This is a genomic window from Limnohabitans sp. TEGF005, assembly GCF_055394835.1.
The window spans coordinates 256,854-273,402 of record NZ_AP029226.1 but is presented as its reverse complement, the minus strand read 5'-3'; the positions used below and the strand labels follow the sequence as shown (position 1 = coordinate 273,402).

General features: G+C 58.4%; 16 protein-coding genes. 3 read left to right on the top strand and 13 right to left on the bottom strand.

The genetic code is table 11. The features are described from left to right. Nucleotides 1–10: 10 nt before the first annotated feature. Nucleotides 11–1,558, top strand: coding sequence for a threonine ammonia-lyase, biosynthetic (gene ilvA, locus ACZ5RG_RS01250; protein ID WP_464447591.1), 1,548 nt, complete (start codon nucleotides 11–13; stop codon nucleotides 1,556–1,558). A gap of 17 nt (nucleotides 1,559–1,575) precedes the next feature. Beyond that, complete coding sequence (locus ACZ5RG_RS01245) at nucleotides 1,576–2,475, top strand: 5'-nucleotidase (protein ID WP_019430763.1); 900 nt, start codon at nucleotides 1,576–1,578, stop codon at nucleotides 2,473–2,475. A 66-nt stretch (nucleotides 2,476–2,541) separates the two neighbouring features. Here the strand turns inward: ACZ5RG_RS01245 and ACZ5RG_RS01240 are convergent, their stop codons facing one another. From ACZ5RG_RS01240 to ACZ5RG_RS01195, 10 genes are all read right to left on the bottom strand, one after another. Further along, nucleotides 2,542–3,492, bottom strand: coding sequence for a DMT family transporter (locus tag ACZ5RG_RS01240; RefSeq protein ID WP_298596870.1), 951 nt, complete (start codon nucleotides 3,490–3,492; stop codon nucleotides 2,542–2,544). A gap of 92 nt (nucleotides 3,493–3,584) precedes the next feature. Beyond that, complete coding sequence (gene htpX, locus ACZ5RG_RS01235; RefSeq protein WP_464447590.1) at nucleotides 3,585–4,460, bottom strand: protease HtpX; 876 nt, start codon at nucleotides 4,458–4,460, stop codon at nucleotides 3,585–3,587. Between the two features lie 108 nt (nucleotides 4,461–4,568). Continuing rightward, nucleotides 4,569–5,258 carry a DUF3025 domain-containing protein gene (locus ACZ5RG_RS01230; RefSeq protein ID WP_298597509.1) on the bottom strand — a complete coding sequence of 230 codons (690 nt, stop codon included), beginning with the start codon at nucleotides 5,256–5,258 and terminating at the stop codon, nucleotides 4,569–4,571. A gap of 101 nt (nucleotides 5,259–5,359) precedes the next feature. Then, on the bottom strand, nucleotides 5,360–6,397 hold the full coding sequence (gene pyrC / locus ACZ5RG_RS01225) for a dihydroorotase (protein WP_464447589.1): 1,038 nt from the start codon (nucleotides 6,395–6,397) through the stop codon (nucleotides 5,360–5,362). A 433-nt stretch (nucleotides 6,398–6,830) separates the two neighbouring features. After that, complete coding sequence (locus tag ACZ5RG_RS01220; protein ID WP_019430768.1) at nucleotides 6,831–7,586, bottom strand: amino acid ABC transporter ATP-binding protein; 756 nt, start codon at nucleotides 7,584–7,586, stop codon at nucleotides 6,831–6,833. Between the two features lie 13 nt (nucleotides 7,587–7,599). Then, a complete protein-coding gene (locus tag ACZ5RG_RS01215; protein ID WP_298597504.1) occupies nucleotides 7,600–8,703 on the bottom strand; it encodes an amino acid ABC transporter permease in 1,104 nt (367 codons plus the stop codon). A 1-nt stretch (nucleotide 8,704) separates the two neighbouring features. Next, a complete protein-coding gene (locus ACZ5RG_RS01210; protein ID WP_298597502.1) occupies nucleotides 8,705–9,904 on the bottom strand; it encodes an amino acid ABC transporter permease in 1,200 nt (399 codons plus the stop codon). An 83-nt stretch (nucleotides 9,905–9,987) separates the two neighbouring features. Beyond that, a complete protein-coding gene (locus tag ACZ5RG_RS01205; protein ID WP_298597501.1) occupies nucleotides 9,988–11,016 on the bottom strand; it encodes an amino acid ABC transporter substrate-binding protein in 1,029 nt (342 codons plus the stop codon). A gap of 278 nt (nucleotides 11,017–11,294) precedes the next feature. After that, nucleotides 11,295–12,239 carry a LysR family transcriptional regulator gene (locus ACZ5RG_RS01200; RefSeq protein ID WP_464447588.1) on the bottom strand — a complete coding sequence of 315 codons (945 nt, stop codon included), beginning with the start codon at nucleotides 12,237–12,239 and terminating at the stop codon, nucleotides 11,295–11,297. 74 nt (nucleotides 12,240–12,313) lie between these two features. Continuing rightward, nucleotides 12,314–14,158, bottom strand: a complete 1,845-nt coding sequence (locus ACZ5RG_RS01195; protein WP_464447587.1) for an ABCB family ABC transporter ATP-binding protein/permease — start codon at nucleotides 14,156–14,158, stop codon at nucleotides 12,314–12,316. Between the two features lie 38 nt (nucleotides 14,159–14,196). Here ACZ5RG_RS01195 and ACZ5RG_RS01190 point away from each other — a divergent pair, with 38 nt between their 5' ends. Continuing rightward, complete coding sequence (locus tag ACZ5RG_RS01190) at nucleotides 14,197–14,607, top strand: acyl-CoA thioesterase (RefSeq protein ID WP_312260339.1); 411 nt, start codon at nucleotides 14,197–14,199, stop codon at nucleotides 14,605–14,607. 95 nt (nucleotides 14,608–14,702) lie between these two features. Here ACZ5RG_RS01190 and ACZ5RG_RS01185 read toward each other — a convergent pair whose 3' ends face one another. The 3 genes from ACZ5RG_RS01185 to ACZ5RG_RS01175 form a co-directional block, all read right to left on the bottom strand. After that, a complete protein-coding gene (locus ACZ5RG_RS01185; RefSeq protein WP_298597491.1) occupies nucleotides 14,703–15,185 on the bottom strand; it encodes a thioesterase family protein in 483 nt (160 codons plus the stop codon). A gap of 78 nt (nucleotides 15,186–15,263) precedes the next feature. Further along, the gene (locus ACZ5RG_RS01180) at nucleotides 15,264–16,028 is read right to left on the bottom strand and encodes an enoyl-CoA hydratase (RefSeq protein ID WP_298597489.1); all 765 of its coding nucleotides are present in this window, start codon (nucleotides 16,026–16,028) and stop codon (nucleotides 15,264–15,266) included. A gap of 48 nt (nucleotides 16,029–16,076) precedes the next feature. Continuing rightward, nucleotides 16,077–16,538: a DUF2147 domain-containing protein gene (locus ACZ5RG_RS01175; protein ID WP_315139308.1), complete on the bottom strand. Its 462-nt coding sequence runs from the start codon at nucleotides 16,536–16,538 to the stop codon at nucleotides 16,077–16,079. Nucleotides 16,539–16,549: the final 11 nt, after the last annotated feature.

Below are 16,549 nucleotides of genomic sequence, written 5' to 3'. Positions count from 1 at the left end.
CATAGCCGACATGACCACATCCAAACTCCGCCCTGCCGATTACCTGATCAAAATCCTCAACGCCCGCGTGTACGACGTGGCCACCGAGTCGGCCCTGGAACCCGCAAAGAACTTGTCTCGCCGCTTGGGCAACCAGGTGCTTTTGAAGCGCGAAGACCAGCAACCCGTGCACAGCTTCAAGCTGCGTGGGGCTTACAACAAAATGGCGCACCTGACACCCGAGCAGCTCAAGAAGGGCGTGATTTGCGCCTCGGCCGGCAACCACGCGCAGGGCGTGGCACTCAGCGCCAGCAAACTGGGCACCCGCGCCGTGATCGTCATGCCGACCACCACGCCGCAGGTCAAGATCGACGCGGTCAAGAGTTTTGGGGGCGATGTGGTGTTGTTTGGCGACAGCTATTCCGACGCCTACAACCACGCGCTGACTTTGCAAAAGAAGCAGGGCCTGTCCTTTGTGCACCCCTTTGATGACCCGGATGTCATTGCCGGTCAAGGCACGATTGCCATGGAAATGCTGCGTCAACACCAAGGCCCGCTCGATGCCGTGTTTGTGGCCATTGGCGGCGGCGGCTTGATATCGGGCGTGGCCAACTACATCAAAGCGGTGCGCCCCGACGTGAAGGTGATCGGCGTGCAAATGAACGACTCCAACGCCATGATCCAGTCGGTGGCCGCTAAAAAACGCGTGACCTTGCCCGATGTGGGCTTGTTCTCGGACGGCACCGCGGTCAAATTGGTGGGCGAAGAAACCTTCCGCGTCGCACGCCATCTGGTGGACGAATACATGACCGTGGACACCGACGCCGTGTGTGCGGCCATCAAGGATGTGTTTGTGGACACCCGCTCGATCGTGGAGCCCGCAGGTGCCTTGGCCGTAGCCGCCATCAAGCAGTATGTGGCCACGCACAAAACCAAGGGCCAGACCTATGCCGCCATTTTGTGCGGTGCCAACATGAACTTTGACCGTCTGCGTTTTGTGGCCGAACGTGCCGATGTGGGCGAAGAAAAAGAAGCGCTTTTTGCGGTGACGATCCCTGAAGAGCGCGGCAGCTTCAAGCGCTTCCTTGAGCTGATTGGCAGCCTGCCCGGTGGCACACGCAACGTGACCGAGTTCAACTACCGCATGAGCGATTCGGACAAAGCCCATGTGTTTTTGGGCCTGAGTACTTCGGCCAAGGGCGAGAGCACCAAGATCACCGCCAACTTCAACAAGCACAAGTTCACGGCCATCGACCTGACACACGACGAGCTGGCCAAAGAGCACATCCGACACATGGTGGGCGGACATTCGGCCATGTCACAAGACGAACGCTTGCTGCGCTTTGAGTTTCCGGAGCGTCCAGGTGCCTTGCTCAAGTTTTTGAGCCTGATGCGCCCAGGCTGGAACATCAGCCTGTTTCACTACCGCAACCAGGGTGCCGACTACGGACGCATTCTGGTGGGTCTGCAGGTACCGCCTAAAGATGACAAAGCGTTTGCCAAGTTTCTGGGAGCATTGGGTTATCCGTATGCAGAAGAGACGAATAACCCGGTTTATCGCTTGTTTTTGCGCAACTAAAACCCAAACTGTCCACCATGCCCGCATCCCTAGAAGGCCAACTCGTCGTCGCGATTTCATCGCGGGCTTTGTTCGACTTTGAAGAAGAGAACCGCCTGTTCGAGCAAGGCGATGACCGGGCTTACATGAAACTGCAGCTGGAGCGGCTCGAGGAGCCCGCCAAGCCCGGTGTGGCCTTTTCTTTGGTGCGCAAGCTGCTGGCGTTCAACGATGCCGATGCGCAGCGGGTGGAGGTGGTCATCCTCTCGCGCAACGACCCGGTCTCGGGCATGCGCGTGTTCCGTTCGGCTCAGCACTACGGCCTGCCCATTCAGCGCGGCAGCTTCACACGGGGTCAACCGCCTTGGCGCTATCTGAAGCCCCTGAATGCCAATTTGTTTTTGTCCACACATTTGTCGGATGTGCGTGCAGCCTTGGGTGCGGGCGTGCCAGCCGCACAGGTGTACCCGCATTCGGCGCTGGCTTCTGAAGCACATCCCCACGAAGTGCGCATCGCTTTTGACGGTGATGCGGTGCTGTTTTCAGACGAGGCCGAGCGGGTATTTCAGGCCGAAGGCCTCTCGGCTTTTCAGGCACACGAGCGCGACAAAGCGGGCCAACCCTTGCTGGCAGGGCCTTTCAAACCTTTGCTGGCCGCCTTGCACCGCTTGCAACAAGAAGGCACGCCCGCCATGCGCATTCGCACCGCCTTGGTCACCGCCCGCAGCGCCCCGGCACACGAACGTGCCATTCGCACGCTGATGGACTGGAACATTGAGGTGGACGAAGCCATGTTTTTGGGGGGTTTGCCCAAGGGCGAATTCTTACGCGAATTCGAACCCGACTTTTTCTTCGATGACCAGACGGGGCACATCGAATCTGCAGCGCGGCATGTGCCATCCGGGCATGTGGCTTCTGGTGTGTCGAACCCTGATTGAAGGCAAGACCCTCAAGCTGCACGGTGCCGTCAGTATTCGCGAGCAGAGGTTCGCTCCTGCAAAGCTTCAATCAGAAACGACGGTGGGTCGTTTCCCCTCCCGGCGGGCAATCCACACGGTCGCCCACAAAATAACGAACGCGCCCAACCAGGTGGACTGACTGGGCACATCGCCGAACACGAGCCAGCCCAACACCGAGGCCCAGACCAAGTCCAGAAAACGCAGCGACTGGGTGGCCGAAATGTCGGCCAGGGCGAACGCCCGCGTCAGGCAATAGTGGGCCAGCGTGCCCAGCACGCCCGTGGCCGCAAAGCCCAGCCATTGCAAAGGCGTGGGCATTTGCCAATGGGGCAAGGCCATGGGCAGGCTGAGCACAGACACCGTGAGGGCTTGCCACAGCACGATGACGCCCGGTTTTTCGTAACGGGTCAGCGCTTTGGTGATGAGAAACGAGGCCGCAAACACGGGTGACGAGGCCAGCATGACCAGGTTGAACCAGCCACCATCGCCAGACATCTTGGGCAAAACCACCACCAACACCCCCGCAAAACCGACGATGGCCGCGATCCAGCGGTCTTTGCGCATGGGCTCACCCAAAAACCAGGCTGCCCCGATCATGATGAAAATCGGCCCGGTGAAGCCAATGGCCGTCATGTCGGCCAAAGGGATTTGCGGCAAGGCGGTGAACCACAAAATCAGGCCCACGGTGTGCACCCCACCGCGCCAGAACTGCCCCGCCATATTGACCGGCATGTAGGTGCGCCAACCGTCCCGAAAAACCCAGGGCAGGATCACCAACAGCCCAAACAGGTAACGCAAGAATTGTGACTGGTAGACATCCAGATGCAGCGTCAGTTGGCGTGCGATGGTGTTGAGCATCGAGAACAACAACCCGCCGCAAACCATCCAGACCATGCCGCGCACGGCCACCGGCCAGGCTGCAAAAGAGCGCCGACTGCGGTGGTGCGCAAGCAGCCACTGACGAGGAGGTGAGAAAAAGGCTTTGCGCGGTTTCATGCGCAAACACCAAGATAAATAAGATTCACCCTGCCATCTTAGGCCGAGTCATCGCCCAAGCGGGTCACTTGGGTTACGTGGCTTTGTGGGCTTTAACCGGCGCTGTTTTGCAGCGCGGCGATGCGCTCTTCAATCGGCGGATGGGTACTGAACAGCTGGCCGATGCCGCCGGCAATGCCCATCGCGGCCATGCTCTTAGGCAGCTCGGCCGTGTGTACCCCACCCAAGCGGGCCAGTGCGTTGATCATGGGTTGCTTGCGGCCCATGAGTTTGGCGGCACCCGCGTCAGCACGGAATTCGCGCTGGCGGCTGAACCAGGCCACGATGATGGCGGCGACAAAACCCAACAAGATGTCCATGACGATGGTGGTCACATAGTAGCCAATGCCGGGGCCGCTGCTTTCTTCGTCGTTCTTTCGCAAGAAGCTGTCCACGCCGTAACCCACCACGCGCGAGATAAACACCACAAAGGTGTTCATCACGCCCTGGATGAGGGTCATGGTGACCATGTCGCCGTTGGCGATGTGCGCGATTTCGTGGCCAATCACGGCTTCGATTTCTTCGTGCGTCATGTTTTGCAGCAAGCCAGTAGACACCGCCACCAGCGCCGAGTCGCGAAATGCGCCTGTGGCAAAGGCATTCGGGTCGCCTTCAAAAATACCCACCTCAGGCATGCCGATGCCGGATTTGTCGGCAAACTTGCGCACGGTTTCAACGATCCAGGCTTCATCGGCGTTGGCGGGCTGCGAGATGACTTTCACACCCGAGGTCCACTTGGCCATAGGTTTGCTGATCAGCAAGGAAATGATGGCACCACCAAAACCCATGATCAAAGCAAAGCCGAGCAAGGCGCCCAGGTTGAGCCCGTTGGCCGTCAGAAAGCGATTCACGCCAAGCAAGTTGGCAACGATGCCCAGCACGACCACAACAGCCAAGTTGGTCAAGACAAACAAGAAAATTCGTTTCATGGAAGGTTCACTTTCAACCCGAAAGACGCGGGCACGTTGGTGGGAATGTTAGGGGCTTGCCGAGCAAAATCAAGCGAGGGGAAGGATTTCCTGATTGGCGTACGGTTTTTATGCCGCCACTTTGACGCGGCGCGGGCGAAACACACGGGTGTCTTCGTAAAAAGCCGGATCTTGATTGGCATCCCACCAACCAGGCACGCCTAAAACAGGCAAGGGGCTGAAAGGTTTGCACGACAACTTCTCGGCCGTCAGGTCTTGCGCCAGCCAGGCATCGATGTCGGCAGGGGCGAGCGACAAGGGCACGCGCCACATGTGCACGGTGATGGATTTGTAGGGTTGGACCGCTTTTTCGAGCGCGGCATGGCCGAAAGTCCACAACCGGGTTTGAGGCCACTCGGCACGCAAGCCCACAAAAGCGTCCGCCCAGCGGTGCTCAGTCAAGGCGTCCCACAAGGCGTCCGAGGGCTGAATCAGCAAAGCGTTTTCGTCGAACACGGTAGCGGCATCGCGCACCGGGCCACGCACCTGACCTACCCCAGCGCGGGCAATTTCACGGGCCTGGAGCTGGTTCAAGCGCTTTTTAGCCAACGGAAAATGCATCCAGCACAAGGCATTGAAGAAGTCGTGCAGACCCTCGCGCGTGGGCACCTGGCCAGTGGCAAAAATGAAGTCTTCGTAGGCCTGACCATCCGGCAAGTCGCTTTGCGGCACGAAACGCACCGGCGCACGGCCTGCCTGGTTCAAGGCCTGCGCCTGGGGGATGCCCGCCACGATCTGGCGGGCAATGGGTTCGCCCACACCCCGCCAGTCATGCAGCCACGGGGCGGACCAGTCGATATCAGGTACGCCCAGGGCCGATGTACTTTCGCAACGGCAACCGGGTCGATTCGGGTCGGACTTCAGACACCCACCAGACGCCAAGGCAGGCTTTCCCCTGAACGCAGGGGTTTGAGTTCAGCCTCACCAAAAGCGAAGCTCTCGGCAGGTGTCCAGCTTTCGCGGCGCAGCGTGATGGTGCCGCTGTTGCGAGGCAGACCGTAAAAATCGGCACCGTTGAAACTGGCAAAAGCCTCAAGCTGCGCCAAGGCCCCCGCATGGTCAAAGGCCTCCGTATACATCTCGATGGCGGCATGCGCGGTATAGCAACCCGCACAGCCTGTGGCGTGTTCTTTCAGGTGCGCCGGGTGCGGTGCGCTGTCGGTGCCCAAAAAGAAACGGGCGTTGCCACTGGTCGCCGCTTGCACCAGCGCCAGCCGATGCGTCTCGCGCTTGAGCACGGGCAGGCAGTAGTAATGAGGGCGAATGCCGCCCGTGAAAAGGGCGTTGCGGTTGTACAGCAGGTGGTGCGCGGTGATGGTGGCACCCAGATTCGCATCGCCTTCGGCCACGTATTGGGCGGCTTCTTTCGTGGTGATGTGTTCCATCACGATTTTGAGGCCCGGAAAATCGCGGCGCAGCGGCTTGAGCTGCTGCTCGATGAACACCGCTTCGCGGTCAAACAGGTCGATGTCTGGCGAGGTGACTTCGCCGTGTACCAAGAGCAGCATGCCTTCACGCTGCATGGCTTCGAGCACGGGGTAGATTTTGCGCAGGTCGGTCACGCCAGCGTCGCTGTTGGTGGTGGCACCCGCTGGATAGAGCTTGCAAGCCACGACACCTGCAGCCTTGGCTCGGGCGATTTCTGCCGGGGCCAGGTTGTCCGTCAAGTACAGCGTCATGAGCGGCTCAAAGGCCAGGCCCTCAGGTACGGCATCCAGGATGCGCTGTTTGTAGGCCAGCGCCTGCTCAGCCGTGGTCACGGGCGGTTTGAGGTTGGGCATGATGACCGCGCGGCCAAACTGGGCGGCGGTGTGCGGCACCACCACACTCAGTGCAGCGCCATCGCGCACATGCAGGTGCCAGTCGTCGGGGCGGGTAAGGGTGATTTCTTGTGTCATGGAACGTATTGTCTCAAACCTGTGACCTGTGACCTGTGGTTTGTCTGTCTGCTACGGTCGCCGCTGGGTTCGAGGCCAGAGGTGCCACGCGGACCAAGGCTGTTTGCGCTGTGCCCGACTTGATCGGGCATGCGCAAGGGATCACCGGCGATGCAGGCACTTTGGATCACCGGAGATGCCGGCACTTCGGTTTGTCGTGATGGCTTGGATGGACACCCGGTCAAGCCGGGTGTGACATTCAAATGAAAAACGATTCGGCCCCAATTAACTAGGCCTCAATTAACTAGGCCTCAATTAAAACTAGGCCTCAATTAACTAGGTCCCAGTTAACGCGGCCTCACTTAACGCGGCCTCAATTTATGCGACTCCAAATAACAAGGCCCTGATTAACAGGGCCGTGATTAACGAGCGCCATTAAAAGGAGTCAGTGAGCTCAATGCCCCAGGATCTTGGACAAGAAGTCTTGCGCCCGGTCGGTTTGAGGCGAGTCAAAGAACTGTTGCGGCGGCGCTTGCTCGACCACTTGGCCTTGGTCCATGAAGATGACGCGGTCGGCCACGGCTTTGGCAAAACCCATTTCGTGCGTCACGCACAGCATGGTCATGCCTTGGCTGGTCAGCTCGATCATCACGTCCAGCACTTCCTTGATCATCTCCGGATCGAGCGCCGAGGTGGGCTCATCAAACAACATGATCTTGGGCGTGAGACACAGCGCCCGGGCGATGGCCACGCGCTGCTGTTGACCACCTGACAGCTGCAATGGGTATTTGTGGGCGTGTTCGACAATGCGCACACGCTCAAGCTGAACCATGGCTTTTTCTATGGCTTCCTTGCGCGGCATTTTGGCCACCCAGGTGGGCGACAAGATCAGGTTTTCCAGCACGGTCAGGTGCGGAAAAAGGTTGAACTGCTGGAACACCATGCCGACTTCGCGGCGCACTTTGTCGATGCCCTTGAGGTCATCGCCCAACACCGTGCCATCAACGGTAAGGGTGCCTTCCTGGTATTCCTCCAGGGCGTTGATACAGCGAATCAACGTGGACTTGCCCGAGCCGGATGGACCGCAAATGACGACTTTCTCGCCTTTGGCAAACTGCAAGTTCACATCGCGCAACACATGGTAGCCATTGCTGGCGTACCACTTGTTAACGCCTTTGAACTCGATAAGGGGGGTAGCGTTGGAGGTCATGGGAGTCTTTCGTTCAGCGAACTTTGCTCACGGCCGTGCGGTCTTCAATCCACAGGCTGTAACGAGACATGGCAAAGCAAAATGCGAAATAAATGAAGGTGATGAAGAGGTAGGCTTCGATCTTGAAAGGACGCCAGTCGGCATCCGAGTTCAGTGCCAGGCCCAATGCCCCGGTCAACTCATACAGCGACACGATGGTCACCAACGAGGTGTCTTTGAACAAGCCAATGAACGTGTTCATGATGGATGGCACCACAGTGGCCAAGGCCTGCGGCAACACAATCATGCGCTGCACTTGCCAGTAACTCAGGCCCAGTGTGGCGGCCGCTTCGGTCTGCCCCTTGGGCAGGGCTTGTAAGCCACCGCGAATCACCTCAGCCATGTAAGCAGCTGAAAACAGCGTGATGCCCACAACCACGCGCAGCAACACATCGATCTTGACGCCTTCCGGCATGAACAGCGGCAGCATGAACGAGGCCATGAACAACACCGTGATCAAAGGCACACCACGGATCAGCTCAACGTACAAGGTGCACAAAGTTCGGATGGCAGGCATGCTGGAGCGTCTGCCCAGCGCCACAAAAATGGCCAGCGGGAATGCCAACGTCATGGAGATCACCGTCAGCATGACCGTGAGCGGAAATCCACCCCACTGGTCGGTGTCCACCGCTGTCAGGCCCACAAAACCACCCTTCATCAACACAAAGTAGACCGCCAGCATGACGCCCCAGAGCAAGGGCAAAGCCTTGTTCCAAAACCTCGGCATGCAACTGAGCACCACCACGCCCAGCATCAAGGCGGTCGCGATCACAGGACGCCAGTGTTCGGCTTCAGGGTAACGGCCCATCACGATGAGACGGCCTTTTTCTGAAATCACGCCCCAGCAAGCACCCACACCCCGCAGTTCATTGCACGACTGCAGATTGGCATTGAAAACGGCATGCAAAACCGCCCAGTCCATGGACGCGACCAACACCCAAACGCCCAGCGCCAGCAAGCCCAAAGACAACAAACTGCTGCCTGCGCTGAAAAACAGGTTGACCCGCAGCCAAGCCAGCGGCCCGGACCTGCTGCCCGGCATGGGCCGGGCATCGATTGATTTAAAAATTGTGCTCATGTCAACGCTCCTGGATGGCGGCACTGGCATTGAACCAGTTCATGAGAGCCGACGTGATGAGAGACAAGGTCAGGTACACCAACATCACGATGGACAGCGCCTCGATGGCGCGGCCTGTCTGATTGAGTGTGGTGTTGGCAATCGAGACCAACTCAGGGTAGCCAATGGCCACCGCCAAAGAGGAGTTTTTGGTCAGGTTCAGGTATTGGCTGGTCAAGGGCGGAATGATCACGCGCAAGGCCTGCGGCAACACCACCAGACGCATCGACTGGCTTTTGGTCAAACCCAAAGACGCGGAAGCCTCGTGCTGCCCCAGTGAAACGGAGGCAATGCCCGATCGCACCACCTCGGCGATGAACGAAGCCGTGTAGAACACCAGTCCGCACAGCAACGCCATGAACTCGGGACTGAACACACCACCGTCTTCAATCTGGAAGTCACCCACTTTGGGCAGATTCCATTCAGAAGGGGCACCGCCCAACAGCCAACCGAGCACAGCCAGCGCCAAAGTGACCGCCATAGACACCCCCCAAACCGGGCGTGTCTGACCGGTCTGGTCAAAATGCGCCTTGGCTTTGCGACGGTAATAAATGGCAAAGACACCCCCCAGCGCAGCCCCCAGAAGGGCCAGCGTCTGCCCCATTTGCCACACAGGCCAGGGGAAGGAAACGCCGTTTTTGCTCAGGTAAAAATTGCCCAAGGTCCAGGCCTTGTCGAAATCAGGCAAGGCCTCCGTGAAGACCAGATACCAAATGAGCAATTGCAGATACACAGGCACGTTACGGAAAAACTCGACATAGCCGTAACAAATCTTGCGCACCAAGAAGTTGGCAGAAAAACGACCAACCCCAACCAACACGCCCAGAAGCGTGGCCAGTGCAATGCCGATCAATGCCACCTTGAGGGTGTTGAGCATGCCGATCAGAAAAGCCACCAAATAGGTGCTGTTGGGCGCGTATTCAATCAGCGTTTCGCTGATGTCAAAGCCAAATGGCTGAAACAAGAAGTCATACCCGCTTTGGATGCCGCGCAAACGCATATTGCTCAGCGTGTTGCTGACCAGCAAACCGACCAGCGCCAAGACTGACAGGATCGCGACGATCTGGTAAATGACCGAACGCCCTTCGCGGCTACGCCACGAGATGGATCGGTTTTTCTTGCCAGGCAATGGCCTGGCCTCGATCATGGAAAAATGGGACATGTGCAGGGCCTGAAGAAAACCACGGTTGCAAAAGATACGCCCCACGAAGGGGCGTATCCAGAGCCTTTACAGAAGGCTGAAAATCAACGCAGTGGAGATGCGTACATCAAACCGCCCTTGTTCCACTGGTTGTTCAGACCACGGGGCAAGTTGATGGCCGTTTTAGGACCGACGTTGCGCTCGAACATTTCGCCGTAGTTACCGGTCGTCTTGATGGCACGTGTCAACCACTCCTTGTCCAGACCCAGGTGCTTGCCCAGGTCTTCGGTGGCGCCCAACAAACGGCCCACTTGCGGGTTGTCGCTGCTCTTCATTTGTTCCACGTTGGCTTGAGTGATGCCGTACTCTTCGGCTTCAACCAAACCACTCAGAACCCACTTGTTGATGGCGAACCACTCGTCGTCACCACGGCGAACCATCGGGCCCAAAGGCTCTTTCGAGATCAAGTCCGACAGCACAACGTGTGCAGCAGGATCTTTGGCTTCCTTGGCGCGCACCGAGGCCAGGCCCGATGCGTCGGTGGTGTACGCCTGGCAACGGCCAGAGAAGTAAGCACCAGTTGCTGCTTCGACTTTTTCAAACACCACGGGCTTCAGATTGAGCTTGTTGGCGCGGGAGAAATCGGTCAGGTTTTTCTCGGTGGTGGTGCCGGATTGCACGCAAACTGTGGCGCCCTTGAGCTGCTTGGCGCTGGTGATTTTGCCCTTTGGCACCATGAAACCTTGGCCGTCATAGTAGTTGGCACCAATGAAGTGCAGACCCAAGGAGCCGTCACGGTTCAGGGTGTTGGTGGTGTTGCGGGCCAGAACGTCCACTTCGCCAGATTGCAAAGCGGTGAAACGCTGTTGCGCTGTCAGGGGAACATATTTGACCTTGCTGGCATCGCTCAACACGGCAGCGGCCACGGCGCGGCAGTGGTCAACATCCAAGCCAGACCAGTTGCCACTGGAATCGGCCGCAGAAAAACCTGCCAGACCGGTATTGACGCCGCAAACGACCTGTCCGCGCTGCTTGATCTGGTCAAGGGTTTTGCCAGCCATGGCAGATGTGCCGGCGAACAGACCTGCGGTAGCCAAGACGGCACCGATCACTGTTTGTGCATGTTTTTTCATGGTTCGTATCCTCTTTTTCAATTTTGAGTAGCAAAACGCCACCCGTTGATTAAATGCCAAATCCAAGTCCGGATCGCCTAGGAGCTTCCCTAGGGCTTGCCCTGACGAGGGTGATCACTTCTGCTGCACCACAACGATGCACAGCGACTGATCCACAGTTTCACTCAGCACAAAATGTGCCCGAAACAAAACGTGAGAGGAATGTAGTCTGTTTATGGTCTGCGACTCCTCCGTGAGTACCCTTGATTGTTATGCAAAAAATGCATGAATCAATGCGCTCAGCGGGATGAATGAACGGATGCCGCTCTTTGGGTCAAATGCAGCCACAACTGCTGAGCTGCCCCTGGGTCCACATGTTTGGCATTCGGTTTTTCACGGTAAGCCCGAACCTCCATGGTCAGCGCCAGGGCGTTGCCTTCTGGCAAACCCACCTCGACCAATGTGCCCGCCTGGACTTCTTTTTTAACGGCACTGCGCGGTAAAAAAGCGATGCCATGCCCCTCAAGTGCCATCACCTTCAAACCCTCGGCCATGTCAGTTTCGTACACCCGCTCCAGATGAATCGGTGTTTTGGACTGCTTCAAAATCCAGTCCGTGATGCCGCCCAAATAAGCCCCCGGGGCATAGCCCAAATAGGGCAAAGGCCAAGTCACCGTGCCGGGCAAATTGAAAACAGCCAGGCCATCCGGCCCCGCTTTGGCATAGGGCGCAATCACTTCTTGCCCCAAAACCACCATCTCGTAACGCTCGGCATCAAGTTGCAAGGGCTGCGAGGGATGGTGGTACGTGATCAAGAGATCACAACCGCCTTCGACCAAGCGCATGGCGGCATCGTGCACGTTCAAGGCGATCAAACGACTTTTGATCGGACCAAAACCTTCGCGCAAGCCAGCGACCCAAGATGGGAAAAAAGTAAACGCCAAGGTGTGCGGGACAGCGAACTCGATAAAGTCCTGCCCGGCCGAATTGTGGCCACGCAGCATGGCGCGGGTGTTCTGCAAAGACTGCAGCAACTCCAGCGCCTGGGCGTACAAGGTCTCACCCGCTGGGGTGAGTTTGGTGGGATAAGAGCTGCGGTCCACCAGATCGGCACCCGCCCAGGCCTCGAGCGACTGGATGCGACGGGAAAAGGCGGGTTGCGTCACATGCCGCAACTGAGCAGAGCGGCTGAAACTGCGGGTTTCAGCAAGGCTCACAAAATCTTCTAGCCATTTGGTTTCCATGCGGTGATTATGGCTTTGTGGCGCACAACGCAAACCTGCAGATCGGGGCTCAAGCCACCGACGTGCAAATCAGTTCACTCTGCCGACTGCTGCAGCGCCCACATGCTGGCGTAGCGCCCTTGCATTGCCAGCAAGGCGGCATGGTTGCCGCGCTCGATGATGTGCCCGGCGTCCATCACCAGAATTTCGTGCGCATCGACCACGGTGGACAAACGGTGCGCGATCACCAAAGTGGTTTTGTTTTGCGCCACACTGGCCAGCTCGGCCTGAATGGCCCGTTCGTTGGCCGAGTCCAGCGCCGAAGTGGCTTCGTCAAAGACCAAAATCGGCGGGTCTTTGAGCAAGGTGCGGGCAATGGCAACGCGTTGTTTTTCGCCGCCTGAGAGCTTGAGGCCTCGCTCGCCCACCGAGGTTTGGTAGCCCTTGGGCGTGGACGCGATGAAATCGTGGATGCGGGCAGCGCGAGCGGCGCTTTCGATGTCGGTCTGACTGGCACCGGGTCGGCCATAAGCGATGTTGTAGGCCACGCTGTCGTTGAACAACACCGTGTCTTGCGGCACGATGCCTAAAGCGCAGCGCACACTGGCTTGTGTGACCTGACGAATGTCTTGCCCCGCGATTCGGATGAAGCCTTGCTGCACGTCGTAAAAGCGGAACATCAATCGCGCCAACGTGGACTTGCCCGAACCCGAGGGGCCAACGACCGCCACAGTCTTGCCAGCCGGAATGGTGAAGCTGATGTCCTTCAGGATCGGGCGGTCGCTTTCGTAGGCAAAAGACACGCGGTCAAACACCACCTCGGGCGCACCTTGCAAGGCCAGCGCGGGCGCACCCGGCGCATCGGCCACTTCACGTTCGCGGTCCATCAGCACAAACATCTTGTCCAGGTCGGTCAGGCTTTGCTTGATCTCACGGTAGAGCACGCCCAAGAAGTTGAGCGGGATGTAAAGCTGGATCATGAACGCGTTGATCATGACCAGATCGCCCAAAGTCATGCGCCCGGCCACCACGCCTTCGGTGGCACGCCACAGCATGGCCACCAAGGCAGCCGCAATGATGAGCTGCTGCCCGGTATTGAGCACCGACAAGGTGGTTTGCGCCTTGAGCCTGGCCATGCGCAAACGCTCTAGGCTTTCGTCATAACGCCCGGCTTCAAACACCTCGTTGCCAAAGTATTTGACGGTTTCGTAATTCAAAAGCGAATCGATGGCCCGCGTGTGGGCTGCCGAGTCAAACTCGTTGGCCTGCTTGCGAAACTGGGTCCGCCACTCGGTGATGCGCACCGTGAAAAAGATGTACAAGGCCAGCGCCAGCAGCGTGATGCCCGCGAACCAGGCATCGAATTTGACCGCCAAAATGGTCAACACCAGGCCCACCTCGATCAGCGTCGGGATAATGCTGTAGAGCGAATAGGAAATCAGTGATTCGATGCCACGCACGCCGCGCTCGATGTCGCGGGTCATGCCTCCGGTCTGCCGTGCCAAGTGAAAACGCAGGCTCAAGGCGTGCAGGTGCTCGAAGGTTTGCAAGGCGATGCTGCGCGATGCACCTTGCGTGGCCTTGGCAAACACCAGCTCGCGCAACTCGGTGAAGGCCGAAGTCAGCAAGCGCAAAGCGCCATAGCCCACCAGCAAAGCCACGGGCACCACCAGCACCGCTTGCGGGTCACCGGGTTTCAGGCTCATGGCATCGACCAACTCCTTGAGCAGCAAAGGCACGCTGACGTTGGCCAGCTTGGCACCGACCATCAGGCTCAAGGCGATGACCACCCGCCACTTGTATTGCCAAAGGTAGGGCAACAGGCGCGACAGGGTTTGCCAATCGCCGCCCGCGGGTGGCTGAGGCACATTGCCTGAGACAGGCACAGGCTGAGGCGTGGCAGAAGAACCAGGGGCAGCAGGTTCGCCGTGGTGGCGCATAAGGGACAATCCGGTTTTTAGTTCACCCGATTGTGCCCATGTCTGAAACCCTCCGCCCCCACACCGTGGCTTTGCCCACAGACCAGGAATTGGTGCTCAAGGTCATTCCCATGCCCGCCGATTGCAATGCCAGTGGTGACATTTTTGGCGGCTGGGTCATGGCCCAAGTCGACTTGGCCGGAGCCGTGCTGCCTGCCCGGCGCGTACGGGGCCGCATGGTGACGGTGGCGGTGAACGAATTCATCTTCAAGCAACCGGTCAAAGTGGGCGACATTCTGTCGTTTTTTTCACGCATCGTGCGGGTGGGCCGCACATCGGTCACCGTGAAGGTCGAGGTGTTTGCCGAGCGCTTTCAGCTGCAAGGGCAGTACATCAAGGTGACCGAGGCCCACCTGACCTATGTGGCGGTGGACGACCAAGGCCAACCACGGGCCGTACCGGCAGAATAAAACGCTGAGCGGAAGTCTGAGCAAGCCTCGAGCCGAAACCAGGTCTTGGCTGCATTCAGACCACAGACACCGGAGGCAAGCGACTGCAACTGGGATCAGGACACGATGTAGGCGGCAGCGCCGGTCGACATCAAGATGCCATCCGGACCACAAAACTCCATGCGCGATGACCCCACTCGAGAGCCCACGCGCAGCGCGTTGGCCGTGATGGTGAAATGCTCGCCAATGCCAGGGCGCAGATAGTCCACCCGCAAGTCAATCGTGCCCAGCTTGGCGAAACGCTCCAATCGCTTGGCGGGCGTTTCATCCATGTGCTTGGCGGCCAGGGCCGCCATCACGGCCGCGCTGCCGATGGCGTCCAGCACCGCGCTGATGACGCCGCCATGGATGCGGTTGTAGGCATAGTGCCCCACCAACTCGGGGCGCATGTCGATGCGGGCCTCGACCCCTTCGGGTGTGACTTTCACCAGTTTCAGCCCCAGCGTCTTGTTGAAGACGATTTTTTCTTCGTAAATCTGGCGAAAGCCCTCAAGGTATTCGGGCTCAAGGACGACGGGTGAGTTGGTGCGATGGGGCATCTGGCGATTTTATCGACGACCCAAAAAGTGCCGGCGGGATGTGTTTTGCAGGTCGATGCTGCAGCGCTGTGCCCCAACTTAGAGCTTCGAAAAATCAGGCTTGCGCTTTTCCATGAAAGCCCCAAAGGCTTCTTTGGCGGCCGGCTCTTTCAGCATGCGGCCAAAGCTTTTGCCTTCTTCGTCCATTTTTTGCAGCACCTCTTGCTGGTAGCCGCCTTTCATCAAACGCTTGGTCTCAATGAGTGAGGACAAGGGTTTGGCAGCGAGCTTGCGTGCCTGCGCTTGGGCGTAGCCATTCACTTCGGTGGGCGGCACGACGCGGTTGACCAACCCGACTTCTTGAGCCCCCTCGGCAAAGAAGGGGTCACCCATGAGCAACGCTTCGGCTGCACGGTGGTAACCAAACATGCGCGGGGCCAGCAGGCTCGAAGCCGCTTCGGGGCAAAGACCCAAGTTCACAAAAGGCATGGAAAACGCAGCGTTGTCGCCTGCGTAAACCAGGTCGCAATGAAACAGCAGAGTGGTGCCAATGCCCACGGCAGGCCCGGCCACAGCGGCCAACAGCGGTTTTTCAAATGTCGCAATGCCACGCAAAAAGCGGAACACGGGCGAGTCTTGTGTGCTGGGCGGCTGGTTCAAAAAATCACCGATGTCATTGCCCGCACTGAAGACGCTTTCGTGACCCTGAAACAGCACCACCCGCACACGGGCATCCGCTGCAGCTTGGGCCACGGCGTCAGCCATGGCGGCGTACATGGCCGAGGTGATGGAGTTCTTTTTGTCCAGCCGGTTGAAGGTGATGGTCATCACCCCGGCGTCGATGTGGGTCAGGATGTCAGACATGGTGTTCCTCGTGTGTGGCGGTGAGTGTGGGCCTGTGCAAAAACCAGCTTATTGAACCCGAATCCAGGTTTGGGTGCGTCCCAACAGGGGCGTACCGATATAACCCCGGACCTCGAGCTTTTTGCCACCGTCAATCGGCGTCAAACGCAGGCTGTAGTTTTTGCCGTTCTCGGGATCGAGAATTTTCCCACCTTCCCACACCGTTTTGCCGTCGCCTTGTTGACCGCCCCGAATGATTTCCATGCCGATTTTCGGCTTGTCTTTGCGGTCATCGGTGCACAAATTGCAATGGGTCTCAGCGCTGGGCGTGGTCAACAACGATTTTTCGACCACCCCCGACAAGCTCCCGGCCGCGTTCTGGCTGATGCGAATTTCGGCTTTGGGCTGCTTGCTCTCGTCGTCAATGCTGCGCCACAAGCCCACCGGGCTCATTTGGGCGTGGGCGGCCAGGGTCAGCAAGCCGAGGCTCAGGGTCAATGCGGTTTTGATCATGGTGTTCTTTCTGTTCATATACCCGGCCT

Coding starts and splice junctions, on each gene's coding strand:
- ilvA (WP_464447591.1), top strand. CDS start 11: ATGACCACATCCAAACTCCGCCCTGCCGATTACCTGATCAAAATCCTC.
- ACZ5RG_RS01245 (WP_019430763.1), top strand. CDS start 1,576: ATGCCCGCATCCCTAGAAGGCCAACTCGTCGTCGCGATTTCATCGCGG.
- ACZ5RG_RS01240 (WP_298596870.1), bottom strand. CDS start 3,492: ATGAAACCGCGCAAAGCCTTTTTCTCACCTCCTCGTCAGTGGCTGCTT.
- htpX (WP_464447590.1), bottom strand. CDS start 4,460: ATGAAACGAATTTTCTTGTTTGTCTTGACCAACTTGGCTGTTGTGGTC.
- pyrC (WP_464447589.1), bottom strand. CDS start 6,397: ATGACACAAGAAATCACCCTTACCCGCCCCGACGACTGGCACCTGCAT.
- ACZ5RG_RS01220 (WP_019430768.1), bottom strand. CDS start 7,586: ATGACCTCCAACGCTACCCCCCTTATCGAGTTCAAAGGCGTTAACAAG.
- ACZ5RG_RS01215 (WP_298597504.1), bottom strand. CDS start 8,703: ATGAGCACAATTTTTAAATCAATCGATGCCCGGCCCATGCCGGGCAGC.
- ACZ5RG_RS01210 (WP_298597502.1), bottom strand. CDS start 9,904: ATGTCCCATTTTTCCATGATCGAGGCCAGGCCATTGCCTGGCAAGAAA.
- ACZ5RG_RS01205 (WP_298597501.1), bottom strand. CDS start 11,016: ATGAAAAAACATGCACAAACAGTGATCGGTGCCGTCTTGGCTACCGCA.
- ACZ5RG_RS01200 (WP_464447588.1), bottom strand. CDS start 12,239: ATGGAAACCAAATGGCTAGAAGATTTTGTGAGCCTTGCTGAAACCCGC.
- ACZ5RG_RS01195 (WP_464447587.1), bottom strand. CDS start 14,158: ATGCGCCACCACGGCGAACCTGCTGCCCCTGGTTCTTCTGCCACGCCT.
- ACZ5RG_RS01190 (WP_312260339.1), top strand. CDS start 14,197: ATGTCTGAAACCCTCCGCCCCCACACCGTGGCTTTGCCCACAGACCAG.
- ACZ5RG_RS01185 (WP_298597491.1), bottom strand. CDS start 15,185: ATGCCCCATCGCACCAACTCACCCGTCGTCCTTGAGCCCGAATACCTT.
- ACZ5RG_RS01180 (WP_298597489.1), bottom strand. CDS start 16,028: ATGTCTGACATCCTGACCCACATCGACGCCGGGGTGATGACCATCACC.
- ACZ5RG_RS01175 (WP_315139308.1), bottom strand. CDS start 16,538: ATGAACAGAAAGAACACCATGATCAAAACCGCATTGACCCTGAGCCTC.